A 22,697-nucleotide genomic window follows, 5' to 3' on the forward strand; every position below is an offset into this window, starting at 1 on the left:
CATTCAGCAGCAGTCGGGTCGCAAACCGGTCCGCGAAACCCGCAAACATGGTTGATGATTCGTTAACGATGCTGCCGCTACTTTCGCTCCTGCATGGATGAGCGCTTGAGACCGGAACCGGGCCTGCGCGGCGCCCGCCGCCTGCTGGCGGTGCTGGTGCTGCTGGTTTCGTGCGCTCCTGCCCATGCCGCGCCGGAGAACGCCCCCGAGGTCGACGCGAAGCGCGCCGAATACGAGCGGGTGGCGAAGGAGATCAGCCTCTCGTCGGAACGGCTGGCGAAGCTCGCCGCCGACATCGCCTCGGTGCGCAAGGACTATGCCGGCATCACCGCCGCCCTCATCCAGTCGGCCAGGACCGAGCAGAAGCTCGGGCAGGACATCGACGACATCGGCATGAGGCTGGAGGAACTGAAAGGGCAGGACGCCCGCATCCGCGCCTCGCTGGCCGAGCGCGCCGATGTGCTGGCCGAGGTGCTGGGCGCCTTGCAGCGCATGGGCATCAATCCGCCGCCTGCGATCCTTGTGCGGCCGGAAGACGCGCTGGCCTCGGTGCGCAGCGCCATCCTGCTCGGCGCCGTGGTGCCGGAACTGCGCCACGAAACCGAAAAGCTGATGGCCGACCTGAAGGAGCATTCCCGTGTCACTGCCTCGATCGAGGCCGAGCGCGCGCGATTGACCGCTTCCGTTACCGAGCAACTGGCCGAGAAGCAGAGGCTGACGCTTCTTCTGGAGGCGCGCAAGAAATACCAGGCGCAAACGCAGGCAGCCATCGAGGCCGAGCAGCAGAACGCTCAGGAGCTTGCCGCGAAGGCGCGCAGCCTGAAGGACCTGATCGCCGCGCTGGACAAGGAAGCCGCGCGCAAGGCCGAGGAAGAGGCCCGCATCGCGGCCCTGCCGGTTCCCGAAGCCAACCGCCTGCTCGAACGCATTCCCTTCCGCTCCCTGCACGGCCAGATCGCGCTGCCGGTCATCGGCACGGTGAAACGCCGGTTCGGCGCCAGCGACGGTAACGGATCGTTGATGCAGGGCGACATGGTTGCGACACAATCGGGCGCCATCGTCACCGCACCGGCGGATGGGGAAATACTCTATGCGGGGCCGTTCCGCTCCTACGGTCAACTCTTGATCCTCGACGCCGGCGGCGGCTATCATGTCGTCCTGGCGGGGATGAACAGATTGACCGTCGCGTCCGGCCAATCCGTTCTCGCGGGTGAACCAATCGGCGCGATGGGTGAGGCAAGGGTGGCGAGCACCTCGGCTGCACAGGATGCAAATGCCACGCCGGAGCTCTATGTCGAGTTCCGCAAGGATGGTAAACCCGTTGATCCGACCCCGTGGTGGGCGGACCGTGTTTCTGGAAGGACGTGAAATGATGCGGAAACTCTCGCTCCTGTTTGCCGGTGCGCTCATGGGCGCATCCGCCATGAGCCTTGTCTATGGCGTCCCGGGCACGGCGGCGAACGCGGCAGGCGCCGAGACCTACAAGCAGCTTGCCATCTTCGGCGACATCTTCGAGCGCGTGCGCGCCCAGTATGTGACGCCCCCGGATGACAAGGCGCTCGTCGAGAACGCCATCAACGGCATGCTCACCTCGCTCGATCCGCACTCCTCCTTCATGAATGCCGAAGCGGCGCAGGACATGCGCGTGCAGACCAAGGGCGAGTTCGGCGGCCTCGGCATCGAAGTCACCATGGAAAACGACCTCGTCAAGGTCATCAGCCCGATGGACGATACGCCGGCGGCCAAGGCAGGCGTTCTGGCCGGCGACTTCATCGCCAGGATCGACGGCGAGGAGGTGCGCGGCCTGACCCTCAACGACGCGGTGCAGAAGATGCGCGGGCCGGTCTCCACCCCCATCACGCTGACCATCCTGCGCGAGGGCGCCGACAAGCCGCTCGAAATCAAGGTCGTGCGCGACATCATCAAGGTGAAGGCGGTGAAATTCCGCGCCGACGACGATGTCGGCTACATCAAGATCACCTCCTTCACCGAGAAGACCTATGAAGACCTCGAGGCCGCCATCGCCTCGATCAGGAAGGACATCCCGAAGGACAAGCTCAAGGGCTATGTGCTCGACCTCCGCCTCAATCCGGGCGGCCTGCTCGATCAGGCGGTCTCGGTGTCCGATGCCTTCCTCGACCGCGGCGAGATCGTATCGACACGCGGCCGCGACCCCAAGGACGTGACCCGCTTCGACGCCAAGCCCGGCGATTCCATCGACGGCAAGCCGGTCGTGGTGCTGATCAATGGCGGCTCGGCCAGTGCGTCCGAGATTGTCGCCGGCGCGTTGCAGGATCTGCGCCGCGCAACCGTCGTCGGCACGCAGTCCTTCGGCAAGGGCTCGGTCCAGACGATCATTCCGCTGGGCGAGAACGGGGCATTGAGGCTGACGACGGCGCTCTATTACACGCCGTCCGGCAAATCGATCCAGGGCAAGGGCATCTCGCCCGACATCAAGGTCGACCAGCCGCTGCCGCCCGAACTGCAGGGCCGCGACCTGACCCGTGGCGAATCCGACCTCAAGGGCCATATCAAGGGCGCCGAGGAAGGCGACACCGGCTCCGGCTCGGTCGCCTATGTGCCGCCGGAAGCCAAGGACGACATTCAGCTCAACTACGCGCTGGACCTGTTGCGCGGCAAGAAGACCGATCCGGCCTTCCCGCCCAATCCGGACAAGGCCGTCCTCAACCAGTAGCCACAGCGGCGCGGACCTGTTCATCTGCCCGGTGCAATGCCATCCTGCCGGAACCCTGTGGTTCCGGCAGTTCTGATTCGGGGGAGATACTGCTTGTCTGACGAGAAGGAGATCGACCGGCCGCTGGGTCAGGGGCAAAAATCGTTGCGCCCGGCAGATGCACGCGTCCGCATCTCTTTCGCAACGGCGATGACCGTCCTTGCCGCCGTGGCCGTGCTTGGCGCTTCGGCCATGATTGCATTGCGCGAGCGGCCCTGGCGTCAGCCGGAAGTCGTCGCCACCCGGCAAGCCGCTGCGGAAGCGCCTGCCGAGCCGGAACCGCGCCCTGAAATTCAGGCTGCAACGCAACCGGGCGGATCCCGGATCATCCGCGTACAGCCTGAGGAAACCGGCGAAGAGGGCGGCGCAATCGTGGTGCGCGACCCCTCCGCCCTGCAACAGGATCTGCGCGTCGCGCATCTGCCGGATCGGGCGCTGGTCGAAGAGACAGAGGGCGGGCCGCTGCCTGTGCGCGCCGCCGACGGCAGGCGGCCCTTCGACGTCTATGCCCGCCCATGGTCCGGTACACGTGGAGCCCGTGTTGCCATCATCATCGGCGGCCTCGCCGTATCGCAGACCGGCACGCAGGCGGCGATAGCCAGGCTCCCCCCCGAGGTGACCCTGGCCTTCGCCTCGGGGGGCAACTCGATCGGCCGCTGGATGCAGGAAGGTCGCCGGAAAGGCCACGAAATCGTCATGCAGATGCCGATGGAGCCGTTCGACTACCCAAATGTCGATCCCGGCCGCAACACGCTGACCGTGGACGCCGCGCCCGACGACAATCTCCAGGCCATGCGCCGGGTCCTGTCGCGCACCACCAACTACACCACCGTCATGAACTATATGGGCGGACGCTTCACCGCCGACGAGCAGGCGCTTGCCCCGATCATGCGCGAACTGGCCGCGCGCGGTCTCGGCTATCTCGACGACGGCTCCTCCGCCCGCAGCCGGGCGCCGGAACTGGCGGCGCAGGAGAAGATGCCGCTCGCCGTCGCCGACACCCAGATCGACGCCGTGCAGGACCGCACCGCGATCCTGAAGAAACTTGACGAGCTGGAAGCCACCGCCCGCGCCAAGGGCAGCGCCATCGGCATCGGCTCGGCCTTCGACGTGACGGTTGACGCCGTGGCGTCATGGGTCGATGAAGCGAAGATGCGCGGCATCGAGATCGTGCCGGTTTCCGCCGTCGCCAACGATCCGGAGAAACGCTGAACCATGTCGAAGAACAAGCCCGTCGACCCCCGGACCCTGCCCTATCGCCCCTGCGTGGGCGTGATGGTGCTGAACCGCGGCGGTCTGGTCTGGGCCGGGCACCGCCTTCCCGAGCCCGACGACGAGACCACCGGCTCCGACATGCTGTGGCAGATGCCGCAGGGCGGCATCGACAAGGGCGAGGAGCCGCTGGCCGCCGCGCGCCGTGAGCTGTTCGAGGAAACCGGCATGGAAAGCGTCTCGCTTCTGGCCGAGGCCCCCGACTGGTTCCGCTACGACCTGCCCCCCGAACTGGTCGGCCTTGCCTTCAAGGGGCGCTATCGCGGCCAGATGCAACGCTGGTTCGCCTTCCGCTTCGAAGGCGACGAGAGCGAGATCCGCGTGAACCCGCCACCCGGCGGCAATACGGCCGAATTCGACCGCTGGGACTGGCTCCCCATGACCAGGCTTCCGGAGCTCATCGTGCCCTTCAAGCGCAGGGTCTATGAGGACGTGGTGAGCGCCTTCCGCCATCTGGCGGGATAACCGTCCCGGCAAGCCTCGCAGCAGGCGGGAAAAGCGGCGATTTTGGGCCTCTTTCGGAAACACGGTATTTCCGTGCGGAATCCGGGCCGCAGAACACTTCCATTCGAACGATCCACGACTTCAGGAGCCATATTCGCAAGGAATGTGCGCCTGATCGGTGTTACAAGCATTGAAGCGCGTTATTGACGCCCCTTTGCGAAAGAATACCGGGTGGAAGACATGAATCAGGTTCCGCGTGGATACAGGGCCGTCGTGACCGATCCGGCGGCCGATGCCGGCTCCGTCCTGACCATCGATCTCGGCGCAATCCGTGAAAATTACCGCCGCCTGAAGGCAAGGCTGGGAGGAACCCGCTGCGCCGGCGTGGTCAAGGCCGACGGCTATGGGCTCGGCGCGGACCGCGTCGCCCGCGCGCTGATGCAGGAAGGCTGCGATACGTTTTTCGTGGCCCATGTCGGCGAAGGCATTGCGCTGCGCGCCGCCATCGGCACTGGCCCCGCCATCTATGTGCTGAACGGCTTGCCGCCCGGTTCCGAGGCAGATGCGGTTGCCGCCGGCCTGACCGCCGTGCTCAACAGCGCCGAACAGCTTGCCGCATGGCGCGAGGCCGCCAAAGCCGCAGGACATTCCCTGCCGGCGGCCATTCAGGTCGACAGCGGCATGTCGCGGCTCGGCATGTCGCCACGGGAAGTCGAGGCTGTCGCCGCCGATCCGGAAGCGCTGGAAGGCATCGACCTCAGGCTGGTGATGAGCCACCTCGCCTGCGCCGACGAGCCCGGCCATCCGGCCAACGAGGCGCAGCGCATCGAGTTTGACCGCCTGCGTGCCATGCTGCCCGCCGCGCCCGCTTCGCTCGCCAATTCCTCCGGCATTTTCCTCGGGGAAAGCTACCATCACCAGCTCGCCCGGCCGGGAGCCGCACTCTACGGCATCAACCCGACGCCCAGGCAGGAAAACCCCATGCTGCCGGTCATCCGGCTTCAGTCCAGGGTGATCCAGACGCGCACGGTGGAGAAGGGGGCGGGCATCGGTTACGGCCACACGGCCACGGCAGAGGGCGTGCAGCGGCTCGCTACCATCTCGCTCGGCTATGCGGACGGCTGGCACCGCTGCGCGGCTTCCGCCGCCCGTTTCGACGGCATCGAACTGCCCTTCGTCGGCCGCGTATCGATGGATTCGATCATCCTCGATATTTCGGCCCTGCCGGAAGGCAGGCTCCGGCCCGGCGATCTGGTGGACCTGATCGATGCCGACCAGACCATCGACGATGTGGCGGGTTCCTACGGCACCATCGCCTACGAGGTGCTGACCAGCCTCGGCCACCGTTTCCACCGCATCCATGTCGGCGCGTGATCCCGCCGGGCCACAGATTTTTCGGGAGTAGAGCATGAAAGTACTGGTCCTCGGCAGCGGCGTCATCGGCGTTACCACCGCGTATTTCCTCAGCGAAGCCGGCCATGAAGTGACGGTCATCGACCGCCAGGACGGCCCGGCGCTGGAAACCTCCTTCGCCAATGCCGGCGAGGTGTCTCCGGGCTATTCATCGCCATGGGCGGGACCGAGCGTGCCGGTCAAGGCGCTGAAATGGCTGACCATGAAGCATGGCCCGCTGGTGCTGAAGCCCACGCTCGACTGGCACATGTATGCCTGGATGCTGCGCATGCTGCGCAACTGCACCGGCGCGCGCTATGCGCTCAACAAGTCGCGCATGGTGCCGATCGCCGAATACAGCCGCGATGTGCTCAAGGACCTGCGCTCGCGCACCAACATCGCCTATGACCAGCGCATGCAGGGCACGCTCCAGCTCTTCCGTACCCAGAAGCAGCTCGACGGCATCGGCGGCGACGTCGAGGTGCTGAAGCAGACCGGCGTTCCCTTCGAGGTGCTCGACCCCGAAGGCTGCATCGCCGTCGAGCCCGGTCTCGGCAACGTGCGCGGCAAGTTCGTGGGCGGGTTGCGGCTGCCCGGCGACGAGACCGGCGACTGCCAGATGTTCACCGAAAGGCTGGCGGAAATCGCCACCGCAGCCGGCGTGAAGTTCGAGTATGGCGTCACCGTCACCGGCATCGAGACTTCCGGCGGGAAGATCACCGGCGTCAACACCAGCGCCGGCAAGTACCGCGCCGACAGCTATGTCATGGCGCTGGGCTCCTACTCGCCGATCTGGATGCGCAAGCTCGGACAGCCGATTCCGGTCTATCCCGTCAAGGGATATTCGATCACCGTACCGATCGTCGATGCCGCGCGCGCGCCCGAATCGACCGTGATGGACGAGACCTACAAGATCGCCATCACCCGTCTCGGCGACCGCATCCGCGTCGGCGGCACGGCGGAAATCTCCGGCTACAACCTCAATCTGAACGATGCCCGCCGCGACACGCTGGTGCATTCGGTGACCGACCTGTTCCCCGGCGCCGGCGATATCGGCCAGGCCACCTTCTGGACCGGACAGCGGCCGATGACGCCGGACGGACCGCCGATCATCGGCGCCTCGAAATACGCCAATCTCTACCTCAACACCGGCCACGGCACGCTCGGCTGGACCATGGCCTGCGGCTCGGCACGGGTTCTGGCCGACATCATGTCCGGCCGCAAGCCCGATATCGACGCCAGCGCGCTGGGACCCCAGCGCTACGCAGCGTGATTCACAGGTGAATTGGAAGCGCCAGTTGCCGCAGGCATCACTCGGGTGGAAGCTGGCGCCTGAGCACGTCGTTCAGGTAAGCCTGATCGTTAATGCGAAAATGCGTGTTGCCCACCTTCTCAAAGTCCTGTTTCAGATAGAAAGCTATAGCGGCAGCGTTCTCGGAGTTGACGGCCAACCACACTGATGGAGCGCCGGTCGAGCGGGCATGCTGCAAACCTTGTTCCAGCAGCGCTTTTCCAAGGCCTCTGCCATGGTTACGAGGCTGAACATACAGGGTCGATATTTCCAGAGTGGAACAATTCTCGATCGGGGCTGCTTTTTCATGACTGATGCGGATGAACCCATCCGGCCCATCTTCGTTTTCGGATACAATGAAATGCTCGTCAGGGTCTGCGAGCAGAGTTTCCAGTCTGGCTGCCGTAAACTCATTCAATGCGTACTCGGCAAAAAAGGCATTCACTCCACGCCGGATATAAGTCCCTAACCAGACCTCTATTGAAATGGCCGCCAGTATCGGAGCGTCAGACGGACGCGCGACGCGAAACTTCATGCCTGCTGCACCCTCCGTCAGTCGGCCGACTTGAAGTTCAGCGCTATGCCGTTGATGCAGTAGCGCAGGCCGGTCGGCGGCGGGCCGTCCGGGAAGACATGGCCGAGATGGCTGCCGCAGGTGGCGCAATGCACCTCGGTGCGCAGCATTCCATGGCTGCGGTCGGTGGTGGTGCCGACCGAGCCCGGAACCGGATCGTTGAAGCTCGGCCAGCCCGTGCCGCTCTCGAATTTGAGCCTGGCCTCGAACAGCTTCGCATCGCAGCCCGCGCAATGGAACGCACCGGCGCGATGCTCATGCAGCAGCGCACAGCTTCCCGGCCGCTCGGTGGCGTGCTGGCGCATCACCGCATATTGTTCCGGCGAAAGCAGCGCGCGCCATTCGGCATCGCTGCGGGTGACGGGATAGAGGGTGGTTTCCATGAAAATCTCTTGCCGGCGCAGTTTGTTTTTTCATCTGCTTTTTATCAGTAAAGATAGGATCGCAAGGCCGGCCGGACCAGACGCATCAATGCACGGCGCGGCCAAGCTGCTTCGTCGCCGCCTCCAGCCCGGCCAGCGTGAGCGGATACATGCGCTGCCCGAACAGCTCCCGGATCAGGCCGATGGAATAGGTGTAGCCCCAGTGCTTTTCGGCGATGGGGTTGAGCCACACCGCGTTCGGCCACTGGGCAAGCGCGCGCTGCAGCCACACCGCGCCGGCTTCGGCGTTCCAGTGCTCGACCGAGCCGCCCGGATGGCTGATCTCGTAGGGGCTCATCGAAGCGTCGCCCACGAAGATCGCCTTGTAGTCGGAGCCGTATTTGTGCAGCACGTCGAACGTCGGAATAACCTCGGCATGGCGGCGGCGATTGTCCTTCCATACGCCCTCGTAGAGGCAGTTGTGGAAGTAGAAATATTCGAGCTGCCTGAATTCCGTGCGCACGGCCGAAAACAGCTCTTCCACGCTCCTGATGTGGTCGTCCATCGAGCCGCCGACGTCGAAGAACATGAGAAGCTTCACCGCATTGCGCCGCTCCGGCCGGGTCTTCACATCCAGATAGCCATGCTCCGCGGTGGAGTGGATGGTGCCGGGCAGGTCGAGTTCCTCGACGGCCCCGTCGCGCACCCAGCGGCGCAGGCGTTTCAGCGCCACCTTGATGTTGCGGGTGCCCAGTTCCACCGAATCGTCGAGATTGCGGAATTCGCGCCTGTCCCAGACCTTCACGGCGCGCCGATGGCGGCTTTCGTGCTGGCCGATGCGCACGCCTTCCGGATTGTAACCGTAGGCGCCAAATGGCGAGGTGCCGGCGGTGCCGATCCATTTCGAGCCGCCCTGATGGCGGCCCTTCTGCTCTTCCAGCCGCTGGCGCAGCGTTTCCATCAGCTTCTCGAAGCCGCCAAGCGCCTCGACCAGCCGCTTTTCCTCATCGCTCAGGTGCTTTTCGGCCAGCCGCCGCAGCCACTCTTCCGGCAGATTGGCGACATCGATGCCGCCTCCCCCCGCAACGGCTTCGACTCCACGAAAGACATGCGCGAACACCTGATCGAAGCGGTCGATATGGCGCTCGTCCTTCACCAGCGCGGCGCGCGCCAGATAGTAGAACCCCTCGACATCGTAATCGACCAGCCCCGCCTCCATGCCCTCAAGCAGCGACAGATATTCCCGCAGCGAGACGGGCACCTTTGCCGCTTTCAGTTCGAGGAAGAAGGGTATGAACATGCCGGCGTTGTAACGCTTTTCGCCGCTTTGTAAAATGACGACGCCAGCCTCCGCCTAGAGCCGGTATTTGAGGAAGCCGGTATTCGTGGCCACATGGTCGTAAAGCCGGCGCGCCGTGGCATTGCTCTCATGTGTGAGCCAGTAGACCTCGCCCGCCTGCGCTTCCCGCGCCGCCTTGCGCACTGCCTCGATCAGCGCCGCACCGACCCCGCCGCCGCGCACCGACGGATCGACGAACAGGTCCTGGAGATAGCATTTGTTGGCCAGCGACCAGCCCGACCGGTGATACATGTAATGGGTGAGGCCCACGGCTCCGCCATCTGCCAGCGCGATGAAGCCCTTCGGTTCATATTCGCCGGGCAGGAACAGCCGCTCCCATGTGGCCGCATAGACCTCCTGCGGCAGTTTGGTCTCGTAGAACTCCAGATAGGCGCGCCACAGCCGCCGCCAGTCGTCGTGGTCGCCCTGCTGCAACGGCCTGATGGTGATGTCGTTCATGCTCTTGTTCTCCCGGTTCGCTAACCAGCCTAGAAGGGCATGATCGCCTGTGCCATGGTGCAGGAAGCTGCGTTTGCTGCACCATCGCCCCTCCGCGCCTTTCCTTATGCGCCGGCTTTGTGTAAAGCGAAGGCCAGCAACTCCCGCAACGACACTACGGGCACAAGCCATGGACAAGTTCACCAAGCTCACCGGCGTCGCCGCACCCTTGCCGATCGTCAATGTCGACACCGACATGATCATCCCCAAGGATTATCTCAAGACGATCAAGCGCACCGGTCTCGGCAAGGGCCTGTTCGCCGAGATGCGCTACAATGAGGACGGATCGGAAAATCCCGATTTCGTGCTCAACAAGCCCGCCTATCGCAACGCTCAGATCCTCGTCGCCGGCGACAATTTCGGCTGCGGTTCGAGCCGCGAGCATGCGCCATGGGCGCTGCTCGATTTCGGCATCCGCTGCGTGATCTCGACCTCGTTCGCCGACATCTTCTACAACAACTGCTTCAAGAACGGCATCCTGCCGATCACGGTCAGCCAGGAAGACCTCGACAAGCTGATGGACGACGCCTCGCGCGGCGCCAACGCCACGCTGTCGATCGATCTTGAGGCCAGGGAAATCCGCGGACCGGATGGCGGCACGATCACCTTCGATCTTGACGACTTCAGGCGTCATTGCATGCTCCATGGTCTCGACGACATCGGCCTGACCATGGAGAAGGCCGGCTCGATCAGCAATTTCGAGCAGAAGAACGCCGAAATGCGCCCCTGGGCCTGACAGGTTCCGGAAATAAAGATCGAACGGGATGCGGACGTTCACCCGCATCCCGCTTTGCTTTCTGGCACCTTCGATTCCATCAATGCGCAAGGTGGACAGCACCCGGCACCCTCCCTAGTTTGCCCTTCAGCAAGCTATCCCGATTCGATTCCTCCAGTCGGGAAAGCGATCACCGCGCAACCGGAGGTTCGCAAGCATGAAACACTTTTTCCGCCCGTCCCTCGCAGCACTGGCCGGCCTCGGCCTTTGCGCCAGCGCATTCGCCCAGAGCGATGAGCCGCAATCCATTCCGTTCGCAGACGGAGCCTTCACCATCACCCAGGAAGAGGAATATGGCGAAAAGACCCTGTCCTTCGGCGACAAGGAACTGGCCAGCGCCTATGTGATCTATTTCGATCAGATCGCCAAACTCGGAGACACCGAGGTGGCGCTGTTCGACGTTGGTGACGGCGGCAATGCCTGCGGTCCGGCCAAGGTCATGGTGTGGAAGGGGGAGGACGGTGCGATCCAGCGCGCCGGCATCGGCGAAGGCGATTGCGGCGCCCCGGTAATGGCGGTCGCCGGCGACTGGCTCTATTTCGTGCCATGGCTGACACCGGGCACATCCGGCGTGGTGAAGCGCTGGACCCCGCAGGACGGTTTTGCCACCGCCGGCGAGTTGACCTACGCTCCCGAAGCGGGAACGACATGGAAGGACGTCGACCCCGCAAGGCTCGGCAGCATGATCGATGCATTCCAGAACGAGGCTGTCTACACTCAGGCCAGAGAACTTCTGGGCGACAGGCTCGAAGAAGTGGCAACCAGCCTTCTGGTCAGCGGCGAGCCGGAAAAGACCGCCTCGGGCCTGATCTATGGCGACGGCTGCATTCCGCACGCCTGCGGCACATATGACGGCTTCATGGCCATCGACGCGGCCAATGAGAAACTCTATCTGGCCCGCCAGACCGATGGCAGGACACCGGAAACCTGGCCGGCGTCCGCGAACTGGCCCGCAGATTTGCGGCAAACCATGGAAAAGGCGCTCGCGGGGCGCGAATAATCCATGAAGGTCCGGCGCATCGTCGCCAATGTCGCGGCCGCTGACCTCTCGGCGGCGCGGCGTTTTTATGGCGATGTGCTCGGCCTCGACCTTCTCATGGATCATGGCTGGATCGCCACATGGGGATCGGCTGAACGGATGGCGGTGCAGGTCTCTTTCGCTGCGGAAGGCGGATCCGGAACCCCCGTGCCCGATCTTTCCATCGAGGTGGACGATGTCGATGAGGCTTTTACGAGTATGAAGGCCGCCGGCTTCAGCATCGAATACGGCCCCGCCGACGAGCCGTGGGGCGTGCGCCGCTTCTATGTGCGCGATCCCTTCGGCCGGCTGGTAAACATCCTCTCGCACCTGTAGCCACGCCTCCGTGGAGGGCGGAAGCTGCCGCTTTCGTCTTGCGCAAGCGCGCCGGCACGGCTAGCAAAGCGGCGGTTCAAAAATTCCTCGGGGAAATATCTCATGGCTTCCAAAAAACTCTTCCTCCTCCCAGGCGACGGCATCGGCCCCGAGGCGATGACGGAGGTGAAGAAACTGATCGCGGTCATGAACGAAGACGGTGCCGGTTTCGCCACCGAAGAGGGCCTTGTCGGCGGCTGCGCCTACGATGCCCACGGGCAGGCGATTTCGGAAGAAGACATGGAAAAGGCGCTGGCGGCAGACGCGGTTCTGTTCGGCGCGGTCGGCGGTCCGAAGTGGGACGACGTGCCTTACGAGGTGCGCCCCGAAGCCGGCCTGCTGCGCCTGCGCAAGGACCTCGAACTGTTCGCCAATCTGCGCCCCGCCATCTGCTATCCGGCACTGGCCGCCTCCTCCTCTCTCAAGCAGGAAGTGGTGGAGGGCCTCGACATCCTCATCGTGCGCGAGCTGACCGGCGGCGTCTATTTCGGCGAGCCCAAGCAGATCATCGATCTCGGCAACGGCCAGAAGCGGGGCATCGACACGCAGATCTACGACACCTTCGAGATCGAGCGCATCGCGGGGGTGGCCTTCGAGCTGGCCCGTACCCGCAACAACCATGTCACCTCGATGGAAAAGCGCAACGTCATGAAGTCGGGCGTGCTGTGGAACGAGGTTGTCACCGCCACGCACAAGGCGAAGTACAGCGACGTGAAGCTCGACCACATGCTGGCCGACGCCGGCGGCATGCAGCTCGTGCGCTGGCCCAAGCAGTTCGACGTCATCGTCACCGACAATTTGTTCGGCGACATGCTCTCCGACGTAGCCGCGATGCTGACAGGCTCGCTCGGCATGCTGCCTTCCGCCTCGCTCGGCGCGCCGGACGCGAAGACCGGCAAGCGCAAGGCGCTCTACGAGCCGGTCCACGGCTCCGCACCCGACATTGCCGGAAAGGGCATCGCCAACCCCATCGCCATGATCGCCTCGTTCGCCATGTGCCTGCGCTATTCCTTCAACATGGTCACGGAAGCCGACCGTCTGGAGAAGGCGATCTCGGCGGTCCTCGACGAAGGCTACCGCACCGGCGACATCATGTCGGAAGGCATGAAACAGGTCGGCACCGCCGAGATGGGCGACGCCATCGTGGCGAACTACCGCGCCGGCTAAAGCATGTCGCCCGAAAGTGGGAACCGGTTTCGGGATAACGACATGCGTAAAAACAATAACTTGAAGCGTAAGGAGCGAATCTGAAAGATCGCTACACGCTTTAAGACGAGTTGTCCTGATTAAAAAAGGCCGCCTCCTGGCGGCCTTTCTGTCCTTGTCAGGTTCCTATTCGGACTTCGCCCGCTTCTTTTTCCCCGACGGTTTTACTGCCGGGCTCTTGTCGAATTTCGGCTTGCCGGGCTTGCCCGGCTTCCTGTCGCCCCATGGCTTTCCGCCAGCCTCGGCAACGGCAGGCTTGTCGCCCTTCGCGAACTTCTTTTTCGGTGTGCGCTCGCCATTGTCCTTGTCGAACCCGCCCTTGCCCCGATGCGGCTTCTTTTCCGGCCGCGGCGCGCGATAGGCGCTGCGCGAGAAATCCGGCTCGCCGTCCACCGCCTCGACACGGATATTGCCCTGAATGGTCATATGCGGCCCGAGGGCCGCGGCGAATGCATCGGCGCTGTCGGCGGCGATCTGCACGAAGGTTTCCTCCGGCTGCATGCGGATGGCGCCGATCTCGCGCTTGGTCAGGTTGGCGGTGCGGCAAAGCATCGGGATCAGCCAGCGCGGCTCGGCGTTCTGCTTGCGGCCGACCGACAGCGAGAACCACACGCTGTCGCCGAAATCGTCGCGCGATTTCGACGGCGTGCCGGCATGGCCGCCGGCCTTGCCGCCAACCGGCAGCGGCCCGCTTTCCGACAGATATTCCGGAGCCGAGCGCCCGGCGCGGCTCATGCGCAGATAGGCAGCCGCCATCTGCTCGGGGCCGAAGCGCTCGAGCAGCGTGGCGACGAAGTCGCGCTCGCCGTCGCTGACCGGTTCAGACAAGGCCGGATCGGACAGCATCCGCTCGTTGTCGCGCGCGATCACCTCCTCGGCCGATGGCGGGCGCGCCCATTCGGCTTCGATGCGCGCGGCCTGCAGCACGCGTTCGCAGCGCCGGCGCGCCGGATGCGGAACGATCAGCGCGCTGATGCCCTTGCGCCCTGCCCGTCCGGTGCGGCCGCTGCGGTGAAGCAGCGTATCGGGATTGGTCGGCAGATCGGCATGGATCACCAGTTCCAGACCCGGCAGGTCGATGCCGCGTGCCGCCACGTCGGTGGCGATGCACACCCGCGCCCGCCCGTCGCGCATGGCCTGCAAGGCATGGGTGCGCTCGTTCTGGCTGAGTTCGCCCGACATGGCGACCACCGAGAAATTGCGGTTGTTCAGGCGGGCGGTGAGATGGTTGACTGCCGCGCGCGTGTTGCAGAACACGATGGCGTTGCGCGCCTCGTAGTAGCGCAGAACGTTGACGATGGCGTTGTCGCGGTCGGCAGGGGTGACCACCAGCGCACGATATTCGATGTCGTGGTGCTGCTTTTGCTCGCCCGCCGCGGCGATGCGCACGGCATCGCGTTGATATTCCTTCGCCAGTGTCGCGATGGCGCGCGGCACGGTGGCCGAGAACATCAGGGTACGGCGCTCGACCGGCGAGGAGCCGAGAATGAACTCCAGATCCTCCCGGAAGCCGAGGTCGAGCATCTCGTCGGCCTCGTCCAGCACCACGGCGGCGAGGCCGGAAATGTCGAGCGCGCCGCGGGTGATATGGTCGCGCAGGCGGCCGGGCGTGCCGACCACGATATGTGCGCCGCGTTCCAGCGCCCGCCGCTCGGTGCGCATATCCATGCCGCCGACGCAGGTGGCGATCGCGGCACCTGCGAATTCGTAGAGCCAGACAAGTTCACGCGCCACCTGCAGGGCAAGCTCGCGGGTTGGCGCGACCACCAGCCCGAGCGGCGCGCCGGCCGCCCCGAACCGGGTCCCTTCGCCCAGCAGCGTCGGAGCAAGGGCCAGACCGAACGCCACCGTCTTGCCGGAGCCGGTCTGAGCGGAAACCAGCGCATCGGACTGTTCCAGCGCCGGATCGAGCACAGCCTTCTGAACGGGCGTCAGCTCGGAATAACCGCGCTTTTCCAGCGCCTCGGCCAGCGCAGGCGCGATACCTTCAACCATCATTGTCGTCTTTCGGAATACGGGGCCTTCGCCGGCCCGCGAAAAGTAAAATCGGCCTCGGGGCGAAAAAGCCAGCGCGGCCGGAACGGATCTTGCGCCGCTCCTACTGCGCTTGGCCGCCCTTGTACAGTGCGACGCAATTGACTCCTGACGCAAAACGCGTAAAAGCGCCCCCGAACAGGACGTTTCCACCATGCGCGGCCTTACAATGGCTTTTCTCGCACGCGGACTTTTCAGCCGCGAGACCCCGGCTTCCGCCGGGGGCATGTTCGCGTCCCTGCTTTCGACCAAAACCACGGCCAAAAAAACGACCGCCACCACGGTCTGATCTCCCTTGGCCTGCTCGCCCTCTCCCCGGGTCCGGCCCGAGGGAGGCGGGACCCGCAAACGGCCGGCGGGTTTCTCCAAGCAAAACAAGCGGAGAGCGACAGGAGATAGACTTCGATGGGCTTCAAGGTTGCGGTTGTCGGCGCCACGGGCAATGTGGGTCGCGAAATGCTCAACATTCTGGAAGAGCGCGGGTTTCCCGTCGGCGAAGTGGTCGCTTTGGCCTCGCGCCGCAGCCAGGGCACCGAAGTGTCCTTCGGCGACAGGACGCTGAAGGTAAAGGCGCTCGAAACCTACGATTTTTCCGATACCGACATCGCGCTGATGTCCGCCGGCGGCAATGTTTCCAAGGAATGGTCGCCGAAGATCGGCAAGCAGGGCTGCGTCGTCATCGATAATTCCTCTGCCTTCCGCTACGACCCGGAAGTGCCGCTGATCGTGCCGGAGGTGAACCCCGACGCCATCGAGGGCTTCTCGAAGAAGAACATCATCGCCAACCCCAACTGCTCCACCGCGCAGATGCTGGTGGCGCTGAAGCCGCTGCATGATGCGGCTACCATCAGGCGCGTCGTGGTCTCGACCTATCAGTCGGTGTCGGGCGCCGGCAAGGAGGGCATGGACGAGCTGTTCACGCAGACCCGCGCCGTGTTCGTGGCCGATCCGGTGGAAGCGAAGAAGTTCACCAAGCGCATCGCCTTCAACGTCATCCCGCACATCGACGTGTTCATGGAAGACGGCACCACCAAGGAAGAGTGGAAGATGGTGGCCGAGACCAAGAAGATGCTCGACCCGAAGATCAAGGTCACCGCCACCTGCGTGCGCGTGCCGGTGTTCATCGGCCATTCCGAAGCCGTAAATCTCGAATTCGAGAAGCCGATCACCGCAGACGAAGCCCGCGACATCCTGCGCGAGGCGCCGGGTTGCCTGGTCATCGACAAGCATGAGGACGGCGGCTACATCACCCCGATCGAGAGCGCTGGCGAGGATGCGACCTACATCTCGCGCATCCGCGAGGACTCCACCATCGACAACGGCCTGAATCTGTGGATCGTGTCGGACAATCTGCGCAAGGGCGCTGCCCTCAACACCGTGCAGATCGCCGAACTGCTGGTCGCGCGCGGGCTCATCCAGCCGAAGCAGAAGGCCGCCTGAGCCGCATCGTAACGCTCAAAAAGAAACCGCCCCGAAGTGCTGCTTCGGGGCGGTTTTCTTTTGGAAAGCAGCGAGTGCCGGTCACACCATGCCCAGCGCGGCCTTGTAGAGGTCGAGGATCGATTCCTCCTCCTCGCGCTCGGCCTGATCCTTCTTGCGCAGGCGGATGATGGTGCGCATCGCCTTGGTATCGAAGCCGGTGCCCTTGGCCTCGGAGAACACTTCCTTGATGTCGTCGGCGATCGTCTTCTTCTCTTCCTCGAGCCGTTCGATGCGCTCGATGAAGGCCCGCAGCTGGCCGGCGGCCACGGTGTTGCTGGTTTCGGTGATCTCGTCGGCCATGTTGTTCTCCGTATCGTTTCTGGTTGGCGGCGACTCGGCAAGCCGGGCCGCAAATTCAGCCCGGTTCGATGCCCGACAGGCTTGGGCGGGTCAAGCGGTTTGTGGGGCCTGCCCAGACCCCGCAAACGATCTGCTGACACTCATTCGAGGACGATCAGCAGGTCCTTGGCGTCGATCTGGTCGCCGGAACGCACCAGCAGCTCGGCCACCGTGCCGTCGCGCTCGGCATGCAGTGCCGTCTCCATCTTCATCGCCTCGATGGAAAGCAGCACATCGCCCGCCCTGACGCTCTGGCCGGCCGCCACCGCGACCGTGGAGACCACGCCGGGCATGGGCGCCGCCACATGCGCTTCATTGCCGGGCTCGGCCTTGCGGCGGGCCCTGGCCGCCGAAGCGCCATGCGCCCGGTCCGGCACCTTGACGCGGCGCGGCTGGCCGTTCAGCTCGAAGAACACGGTGACCATGCCCTTGTCGTCGACGTCGCCCACGGCAAGGCAGCGGATGACGAGCGTCTTGCCCTTCTCGATGTCGACGAAGATCTCATCCTCCGGCTTCATGCCGTAGAAATAGGTCGGCGTCGGCAGCACCGAGACAGGACCGTAGGTCTCCTGCGCGGCGGCGAAGTCGGAGAACACCTTCGGATACATCAGCCACGAAGCGAATTCCTGCTCCGACAGCGCACGCCCGACCTTTTCCTCGGCCTCTTTCTTGCCGGCAGCCAGATCGGCCGCCTCCAGCAGCGAACCCGGCCGCACGGTGATCGGCTTTGCACCCTTCAGCGCCTTCTTCTGCAAGGCCGCGGGCCAGCCGCCGGGCGACTGCCCGAGATCGCCGCGCAGCATCGACACCACCGAATCCGGGAAGGCGATGTCGCGGTCCGGGTTCTCGACATCGGCGACGGTCAGTTCCTGGCTGACCATCATCAGCGCCATGTCGCCCACCACCTTGGAGGACGGCGTGACCTTGACGATGTCGCCGAACATCAGGTTCACGTCGTGATAGGCCTGCGCCACCTCGTGCCAGCGCGTTTCCAGCCCGAGGCTGCGCGCCTGCTCCTTGAGATTGGTGAACTGGCCGCCCGGCATCTCGTGCAGATAAACCTCCGAGGCCGGCCCCTTGAGGTCGCTCTCGAAGGCCGCATACTGGTTGCGCACCGCCTCCCAGTAGAAGGAGATCTTGCGGATCCATTCGGTGTCGAGGCCCGGATCGCGCTCTCCGCCCTTCAGCGCCTCGACGATGGAGCCGAGGCAGGGCTGCGAGGTGGTGCCGGAAAACGCGTCCATGGCGCCTTCGACCGCGTCGACGCCCGCTTCCACCGCCGCCAGCACGGTTGCCGCCGAAAGGCCGGACGTGTCGTGCGTGTGGAAATGGATCGGCAGGTCGGTTTCCTCGCGCAGCGCCCTGAACAGAACGCGCGCCGCAGCCGGCTTGAGCAGGCCGGCCATGTCCTTGACCGCGAGGATATGCGCGCCGGCCGCCTCAAGCTCCTTGGCCAGCGCCACATAATATCTGAGGTCGTATTTGGCGCGGGACGGATCGAGGATATCGCCGGTGTAGCACATGGCCGCCTCGCACAGCTTGCCCTCGGCCGCCACCGCGTCCATGGCGACGCGCATGTTCTCGACCCAGTTCAGGCAGTCGAAGACGCGGAACAGGTCGACGCCGCCTTCGGCCGCCTGCTTGACGAAATGCTGGACGACATTGTCGGGATAGTTGGTGTAGCCGACGCCGTTGGCGCCGCGCAGCAGCATCTGCAACAGGATGTTGGGCGCCGCCTCGCGGATCAGCGCCAGACGTTCCCACGGGTCCTCGGTGAGGAAGCGCATGGCCACGTCGAAAGTGGCGCCGCCCCAGCATTCCAGCGACAGAAGCTGCGGCAGGGCGCGGGCATAGGTGCCGGCGATGCGGGCGATGTCATGGGTGCGCATGCGCGTCGCCAGCAGCGACTGGTGGCCGTCGCGCATGGTGGTATCGGTGACCAGGACCTGCTTCTGGGCGCGCATCCACTTCGCAAAACCTTCCGGCCCCAGCGCATCCAGCCGGTTGCGGCTGCCTTCGGGGATCGGACCGGTGAACCACGGCACCATCGGCTCGGCCATGCCCGCCTTCGGCTGTGGCCGGCCGCGCGTTTCCGGATGGCCGTTGACGCTGACATCGGCCAGATAGGTGAGCAGCTTGGAGGCGCGGTCCTGCCGCTTCACCTGCGTGAACAGTTCCGGCGTCGTGTCGATGAACCTGGTGGTGTAGGAGTTGTCCCGGAATTTCGGGTGCGTGATGATCGCTTCGAGGAAGGTGAGATTGGTGGCGACGCCGCGAATGCGGAACTCGCGCAGGGCCCGGTGCATGCGGCTCAGCGCCTCCTCCGGCGTGCGTCCCGAAGCCGTGACCTTGACCAGAAGCGGATCGTAGTAACGGGTGATGATGGCGCCGGAATAGGCCGTGCCGCCGTCCAGCCGGATGCCGAAGCCGGCCGCCGAGCGATAGCCGGTGATGCGGCCATAATCGGGAATGAAATGCTGCTCGGGGTCTTCCGTGGTGATGCGGCACTGGAGGGCGTGGCCCTGCAGGCGGATGTCCTGCTGCGCCGGCACGCCCGATTCCGGCGTGCCGATGGCATGGCCGTCGAGAATGTGGATCTGCGCCTTGACGATGTCGATGCCGGTGACCTCTTCCGTCACCGTGTGTTCGACCTGAATGCGCGGATTGACCTCGATGAAGTAGAATTTTCCGGTGTCCGCGTCCTGAAGAAATTCGACGGTGCCCGCGCCGATATAGTCCGTTTCGCGGGCGATCTTCAGCGCGTGGCCGCACAGTTCCTGCCGCAACTCGTCGCTGAGATAGGGTGCCGGCGCGCGTTCCACGACCTTCTGGTTGCGGCGCTGGATGGAGCAGTCGCGCTCGAACAGATGCACCGCATTGCCGTGGGTGTCGCCCAGTATCTGCACTTCCACATGGCGGGCGCGCTCGATCAGCTTTTCGAGATAGACCTCGTCCTTGCCGAAAGCGGCCTTTGCCTCGCGTTTGCCTTCCATGACCTCGCGGGCCAGATCGGCTTCGGAGCGGATGACGCGCATGCCGCGCCCGCCGCCGCCCCATGAGGCCTTGAGCATCAGCGGGTAGCCGATTTCCGCGGCGAGCTTCTTGACCGCCTCGATGTCGTCGGGAAGCGGTTCCGTGGCCGGTATGACCGGCACGCCAACCTCGATGGCGAGGTTGCGCGCGTCGACCTTGTTGCCAAGGCGGCGCATGGTGGCCGGCTTCGGGCCGATGAAGGTAATGCCGGCCGCCTCACAGGCTTCCACGAATTCCGGGCTTTCCGAAAGCAGGCCGTAGCCCGGATGGATGGCATCGGCCCCCGAAAGTTTGGCGACGCGCAGCACTTCCTCGATCGACAGATAGCTTTCGATGGGCCCCAGATCGCGCGCAAGATGCGGCCCGCGCCCGACCTGATAACTCTCGTCCGCCTTGAACCGGTGCAGGGCATATTTGTCTTCTTCCGCCCAGATGGCCACGGTTTTGAGGCCCAGCTCATTGGCCGCGCGGAACACGCGGATGGCGATTTCAGACCGGTTGGCGACAAGAATCTTCGTGATGGCCAATGAGATGCTCCGCTGTCTGGAAGAAGGCGGGCGAATGATTAGCGTGAAAATGCTGCGGTGCAACCGGGAATGACGTGACGTGAGGTGCTAAATGCCTGAAACAGACAAAAAGGCCCGGCGCAGGACGCCGGGCCTTCGTTCGTCAGGTGAGAAGCCTGCTCAGCCGCCTTGTGAAGCGGGGTGCATTCTGACGAGTGCACCCGGCTCCTTCAGCCCTGTCCTTCCAGCCGCATTTGTGCAACGGCAGACGATTCCGTCTGCCTGCAAAATGCTCTAGTCGAGCTGGAAGTAGTTGTACTTGCCGTCGTCGCCCTTGCGCCACTCGTAGACGACATAGTCGGCGTCGGTGCGGTCGCCCTTCTCGTTGAAGGAGAGTTCGCCCAGCACGGTCTTGAACGGACCCTTTTCCTTGATCGCCTTGGCCACTTCCTGAGGATCGTTCGAGCCGGCGGCGGTAGCGGCCTGCGCAATGATCTGGGTCGAAGCATAGGCATAGAGCGTGTAGGCTTCCGGCTCGAAACCGCCGGCGCGGAACTTCTCGACAACTTCCTGCGCGGCGGGGTTCCTGCGCGGATCGGGGCCGAAGGTGTTGAGCGTGCCCTGCACCGCGTCGCCGGCGATCGAGGCCAGCTCGTTGGAGACGATGCCGTCGCCCGAGAACAGCGGCACGTCCAGGCCCTGGTCCGCGGTCTGGCGGATGATCAGGCCGGCTTCGGTGTGCAGGCCGCCCCAGTAGATGAGGGTGACGCCGGCTTCCTTCATCTTGGCGATCAGGGCCGAGAAGTCCTTGTCGCCGGCATTGACGCCTTCATAAAGGACCTCGGTCATTCCGGCCGCGTTGAGCGCTTTCTTGGTCTCGTCGGCAAGGCCCTGCCCATAAGGGGTCTTGTCGTGGATCACGGCGATCTTCGCATCCTTGTAGTGCTCGGCGATATAGGCGCCGGCAACCTCGCCCTGCTGGTCGTCACGGCCGCAGACGCGGATGGTGTTCCACAGGCCGCGTTCGGTGAAGACCGGATTGGTGGCGGCGGGCGTCACCTCGAGGATGCCGTTCTCGGCATAGACTTCCGACGCCGGGATGGCGACGCCCGAGTTGAAGTGGCCAACCACGAATTTCACGCCGTCGGCAACGAACTTGTTGGCAACCGAGATGCCCTGCTTCGGGTCGGACACGTCGTCGCCGATCGAAACCTTGACCTGCTCGCCATTGATGCCGCCAGCTGCGTTGATGTCGGCAACGGCCTGCTCGGTTCCCCTTTGAATCTGGGCGCCGAATGCAGCATTCGGACCGGTGATCGGTGCGCCGATACCGATGAGAACATCCGCCCAGGCGGTGCCGCCGAAGACCAGCAGCGCGCCAAGCGACACAGCGGACAAGAGTGACTTCTTCATTATACGCTCCCATTTCCAGAGTGGGCGAGTGTTATACTTTCGTGCGATGCCCACCCATCTCGCAGAAAGCCAACTTTGCCTATTTCATGGCAGTTGTCACGTCGATTCAACTTTGGCCGGAGTGTCGCTGCGGCAACATTGACGAACGCACATCGGGGCCTTTCCCGCACGCCCCGGCACGGCGTTGCGTCGCGCCTTGCTTCCGGAGCCTGCATGGGTCTGTGCTGCATTCGTGCGCCGGGTCTCCTAGCTTTTCGGGCGCCAGCTCAGTGGCGACACCTTTTCGTAAAGCCAGCTATACTGGGTGACCATCTGGTTGGTGCGCGTGTAGCGGTAGCCGAGGAAGCCGAGCAGCATCAGGATGAGGGTGTCGACCAGATAATATTGCGGGCTGAACATGGTGCCGTTGAACAGTGCGTGGTGGATGAAGCGCACGGCGAGGCCCAGCCCCATCAGATAGAAGAACAGCGCCAGCGGCGGACGCCATGTCTGCGCGCAGGCCCTGCCGGTCATCCACGCGGCCCAGCCGCCGAGCAGGCAGGTAACGAAGAAGAACTGCCAGACCGACGGCTCCTCATAGAGAACACCTTGCATTATGCTGCCTCCCGAC

At 64.3% G+C, this 22,697-nt stretch carries 20 protein-coding genes; 11 read left to right on the forward strand and 9 right to left on the reverse strand.

Features of this window, described 5'->3' with window-relative positions:
• Window positions 1-93 precede the first annotated feature (93 nt).
• The 6 genes from DES43_RS03595 to DES43_RS03620 all read left to right on the forward strand — a co-directional run bounded on the left by DES43_RS03595 (window position 94) and on the right by DES43_RS03620 (window position 7,115).
• Window positions 94-1,368: a murein hydrolase activator EnvC family protein gene (locus DES43_RS03595; RefSeq protein WP_035022260.1), complete on the forward strand. Its 1,275-nt coding sequence runs from the start codon at window positions 94-96 to the stop codon at window positions 1,366-1,368.
• A 1-nt stretch (window position 1,369) separates the two neighbouring features.
• On the forward strand, window positions 1,370-2,695 hold the full coding sequence (locus tag DES43_RS03600) for a S41 family peptidase (protein ID WP_035022263.1): 1,326 nt from the start codon (window positions 1,370-1,372) through the stop codon (window positions 2,693-2,695).
• A 93-nt stretch (window positions 2,696-2,788) separates the two neighbouring features.
• Window positions 2,789-3,946: a divergent polysaccharide deacetylase family protein gene (locus DES43_RS03605; RefSeq protein WP_035022267.1), complete on the forward strand. Its 1,158-nt coding sequence runs from the start codon at window positions 2,789-2,791 to the stop codon at window positions 3,944-3,946.
• A gap of 3 nt (window positions 3,947-3,949) precedes the next feature.
• Window positions 3,950-4,471, forward strand: coding sequence for an RNA pyrophosphohydrolase (locus tag DES43_RS03610; protein ID WP_035022270.1), 522 nt, complete (start codon window positions 3,950-3,952; stop codon window positions 4,469-4,471).
• 219 nt (window positions 4,472-4,690) lie between these two features.
• Window positions 4,691-5,824, forward strand: a complete 1,134-nt coding sequence (gene alr, locus DES43_RS03615; protein ID WP_035022273.1) for an alanine racemase — start codon at window positions 4,691-4,693, stop codon at window positions 5,822-5,824.
• Window positions 5,825-5,858: 34 nt separating this feature from the next.
• Window positions 5,859-7,115, forward strand: coding sequence for a D-amino acid dehydrogenase (locus DES43_RS03620; protein WP_035022276.1), 1,257 nt, complete (start codon window positions 5,859-5,861; stop codon window positions 7,113-7,115).
• Between the two features lie 37 nt (window positions 7,116-7,152).
• Here DES43_RS03620 and DES43_RS03625 read toward each other — a convergent pair whose 3' ends face one another.
• The 4 genes from DES43_RS03625 to DES43_RS03640 all read right to left on the reverse strand — a co-directional run bounded on the left by DES43_RS03625 (window position 7,153) and on the right by DES43_RS03640 (window position 9,867).
• Window positions 7,153-7,668, reverse strand: coding sequence for a GNAT family N-acetyltransferase (locus DES43_RS03625; RefSeq protein ID WP_133674806.1), 516 nt, complete (start codon window positions 7,666-7,668; stop codon window positions 7,153-7,155).
• 17 nt (window positions 7,669-7,685) lie between these two features.
• Entirely contained in the window at window positions 7,686-8,090 is a 405-nt protein-coding gene (gene msrB, locus DES43_RS03630; protein ID WP_035022279.1) for a peptide-methionine (R)-S-oxide reductase MsrB, read from the reverse strand.
• A gap of 85 nt (window positions 8,091-8,175) precedes the next feature.
• The gene (locus tag DES43_RS03635; RefSeq protein WP_035022282.1) at window positions 8,176-9,369 is read right to left on the reverse strand and encodes a vWA domain-containing protein; all 1,194 of its coding nucleotides are present in this window, start codon (window positions 9,367-9,369) and stop codon (window positions 8,176-8,178) included.
• A gap of 54 nt (window positions 9,370-9,423) precedes the next feature.
• Window positions 9,424-9,867 carry a GNAT family N-acetyltransferase gene (locus tag DES43_RS03640; protein ID WP_035022285.1) on the reverse strand — a complete coding sequence of 148 codons (444 nt, stop codon included), beginning with the start codon at window positions 9,865-9,867 and terminating at the stop codon, window positions 9,424-9,426.
• Between the two features lie 169 nt (window positions 9,868-10,036).
• On the opposite strand from DES43_RS03640, the gene leuD reads away from it, so the two are divergent.
• From leuD to leuB, 4 genes are all read left to right on the forward strand, one after another.
• Complete coding sequence (gene leuD / locus DES43_RS03645) at window positions 10,037-10,642, forward strand: 3-isopropylmalate dehydratase small subunit (protein WP_035022288.1); 606 nt, start codon at window positions 10,037-10,039, stop codon at window positions 10,640-10,642.
• A 196-nt stretch (window positions 10,643-10,838) separates the two neighbouring features.
• Window positions 10,839-11,681, forward strand: coding sequence for a hypothetical protein (locus tag DES43_RS03650; RefSeq protein ID WP_035022292.1), 843 nt, complete (start codon window positions 10,839-10,841; stop codon window positions 11,679-11,681).
• A gap of 3 nt (window positions 11,682-11,684) precedes the next feature.
• Complete coding sequence (locus tag DES43_RS03655; protein ID WP_035022293.1) at window positions 11,685-12,035, forward strand: VOC family protein; 351 nt, start codon at window positions 11,685-11,687, stop codon at window positions 12,033-12,035.
• 102 nt (window positions 12,036-12,137) lie between these two features.
• Window positions 12,138-13,241 (forward strand): 3-isopropylmalate dehydrogenase, encoded by a 1,104-nt coding sequence (gene leuB, locus DES43_RS03660; protein WP_035022294.1) that lies wholly within the window; start codon window positions 12,138-12,140, stop codon window positions 13,239-13,241.
• Between the two features lie 165 nt (window positions 13,242-13,406).
• Here the strand turns inward: leuB and DES43_RS03665 are convergent, their stop codons facing one another.
• Entirely contained in the window at window positions 13,407-15,278 is a 1,872-nt protein-coding gene (locus DES43_RS03665) for a DEAD/DEAH box helicase (protein ID WP_051520309.1), read from the reverse strand.
• A 441-nt stretch (window positions 15,279-15,719) separates the two neighbouring features.
• Between DES43_RS03665 and DES43_RS03670 the strand changes: the two genes are divergently transcribed.
• Window positions 15,720-16,754 (forward strand): aspartate-semialdehyde dehydrogenase, encoded by a 1,035-nt coding sequence (locus DES43_RS03670; protein ID WP_035022297.1) that lies wholly within the window; start codon window positions 15,720-15,722, stop codon window positions 16,752-16,754.
• 81 nt (window positions 16,755-16,835) lie between these two features.
• On the opposite strand, the gene DES43_RS03675 is transcribed toward DES43_RS03670, so the two are convergent.
• The 4 genes from DES43_RS03675 to DES43_RS03690 form a co-directional block, all read right to left on the reverse strand.
• Window positions 16,836-17,096 (reverse strand): DUF2312 domain-containing protein, encoded by a 261-nt coding sequence (locus DES43_RS03675; protein ID WP_035022298.1) that lies wholly within the window; start codon window positions 17,094-17,096, stop codon window positions 16,836-16,838.
• Between the two features lie 140 nt (window positions 17,097-17,236).
• Complete coding sequence (gene pyc, locus DES43_RS03680) at window positions 17,237-20,695, reverse strand: pyruvate carboxylase (RefSeq protein WP_035022301.1); 3,459 nt, start codon at window positions 20,693-20,695, stop codon at window positions 17,237-17,239.
• A 273-nt stretch (window positions 20,696-20,968) separates the two neighbouring features.
• Window positions 20,969-22,087, reverse strand: coding sequence for a branched-chain amino acid ABC transporter substrate-binding protein (locus tag DES43_RS03685; protein ID WP_035022304.1), 1,119 nt, complete (start codon window positions 22,085-22,087; stop codon window positions 20,969-20,971).
• Between the two features lie 246 nt (window positions 22,088-22,333).
• Entirely contained in the window at window positions 22,334-22,681 is a 348-nt protein-coding gene (locus DES43_RS03690; RefSeq protein WP_035022307.1) for a DUF6867 family protein, read from the reverse strand.
• Between the last annotated feature and the right edge of the window lie 16 nt (window positions 22,682-22,697).

It is taken from the genome of Aquamicrobium defluvii (assembly GCF_004363725.1).
GTDB lineage: Bacteria > Pseudomonadota > Alphaproteobacteria > Rhizobiales > Rhizobiaceae > Mesorhizobium > Mesorhizobium defluvii.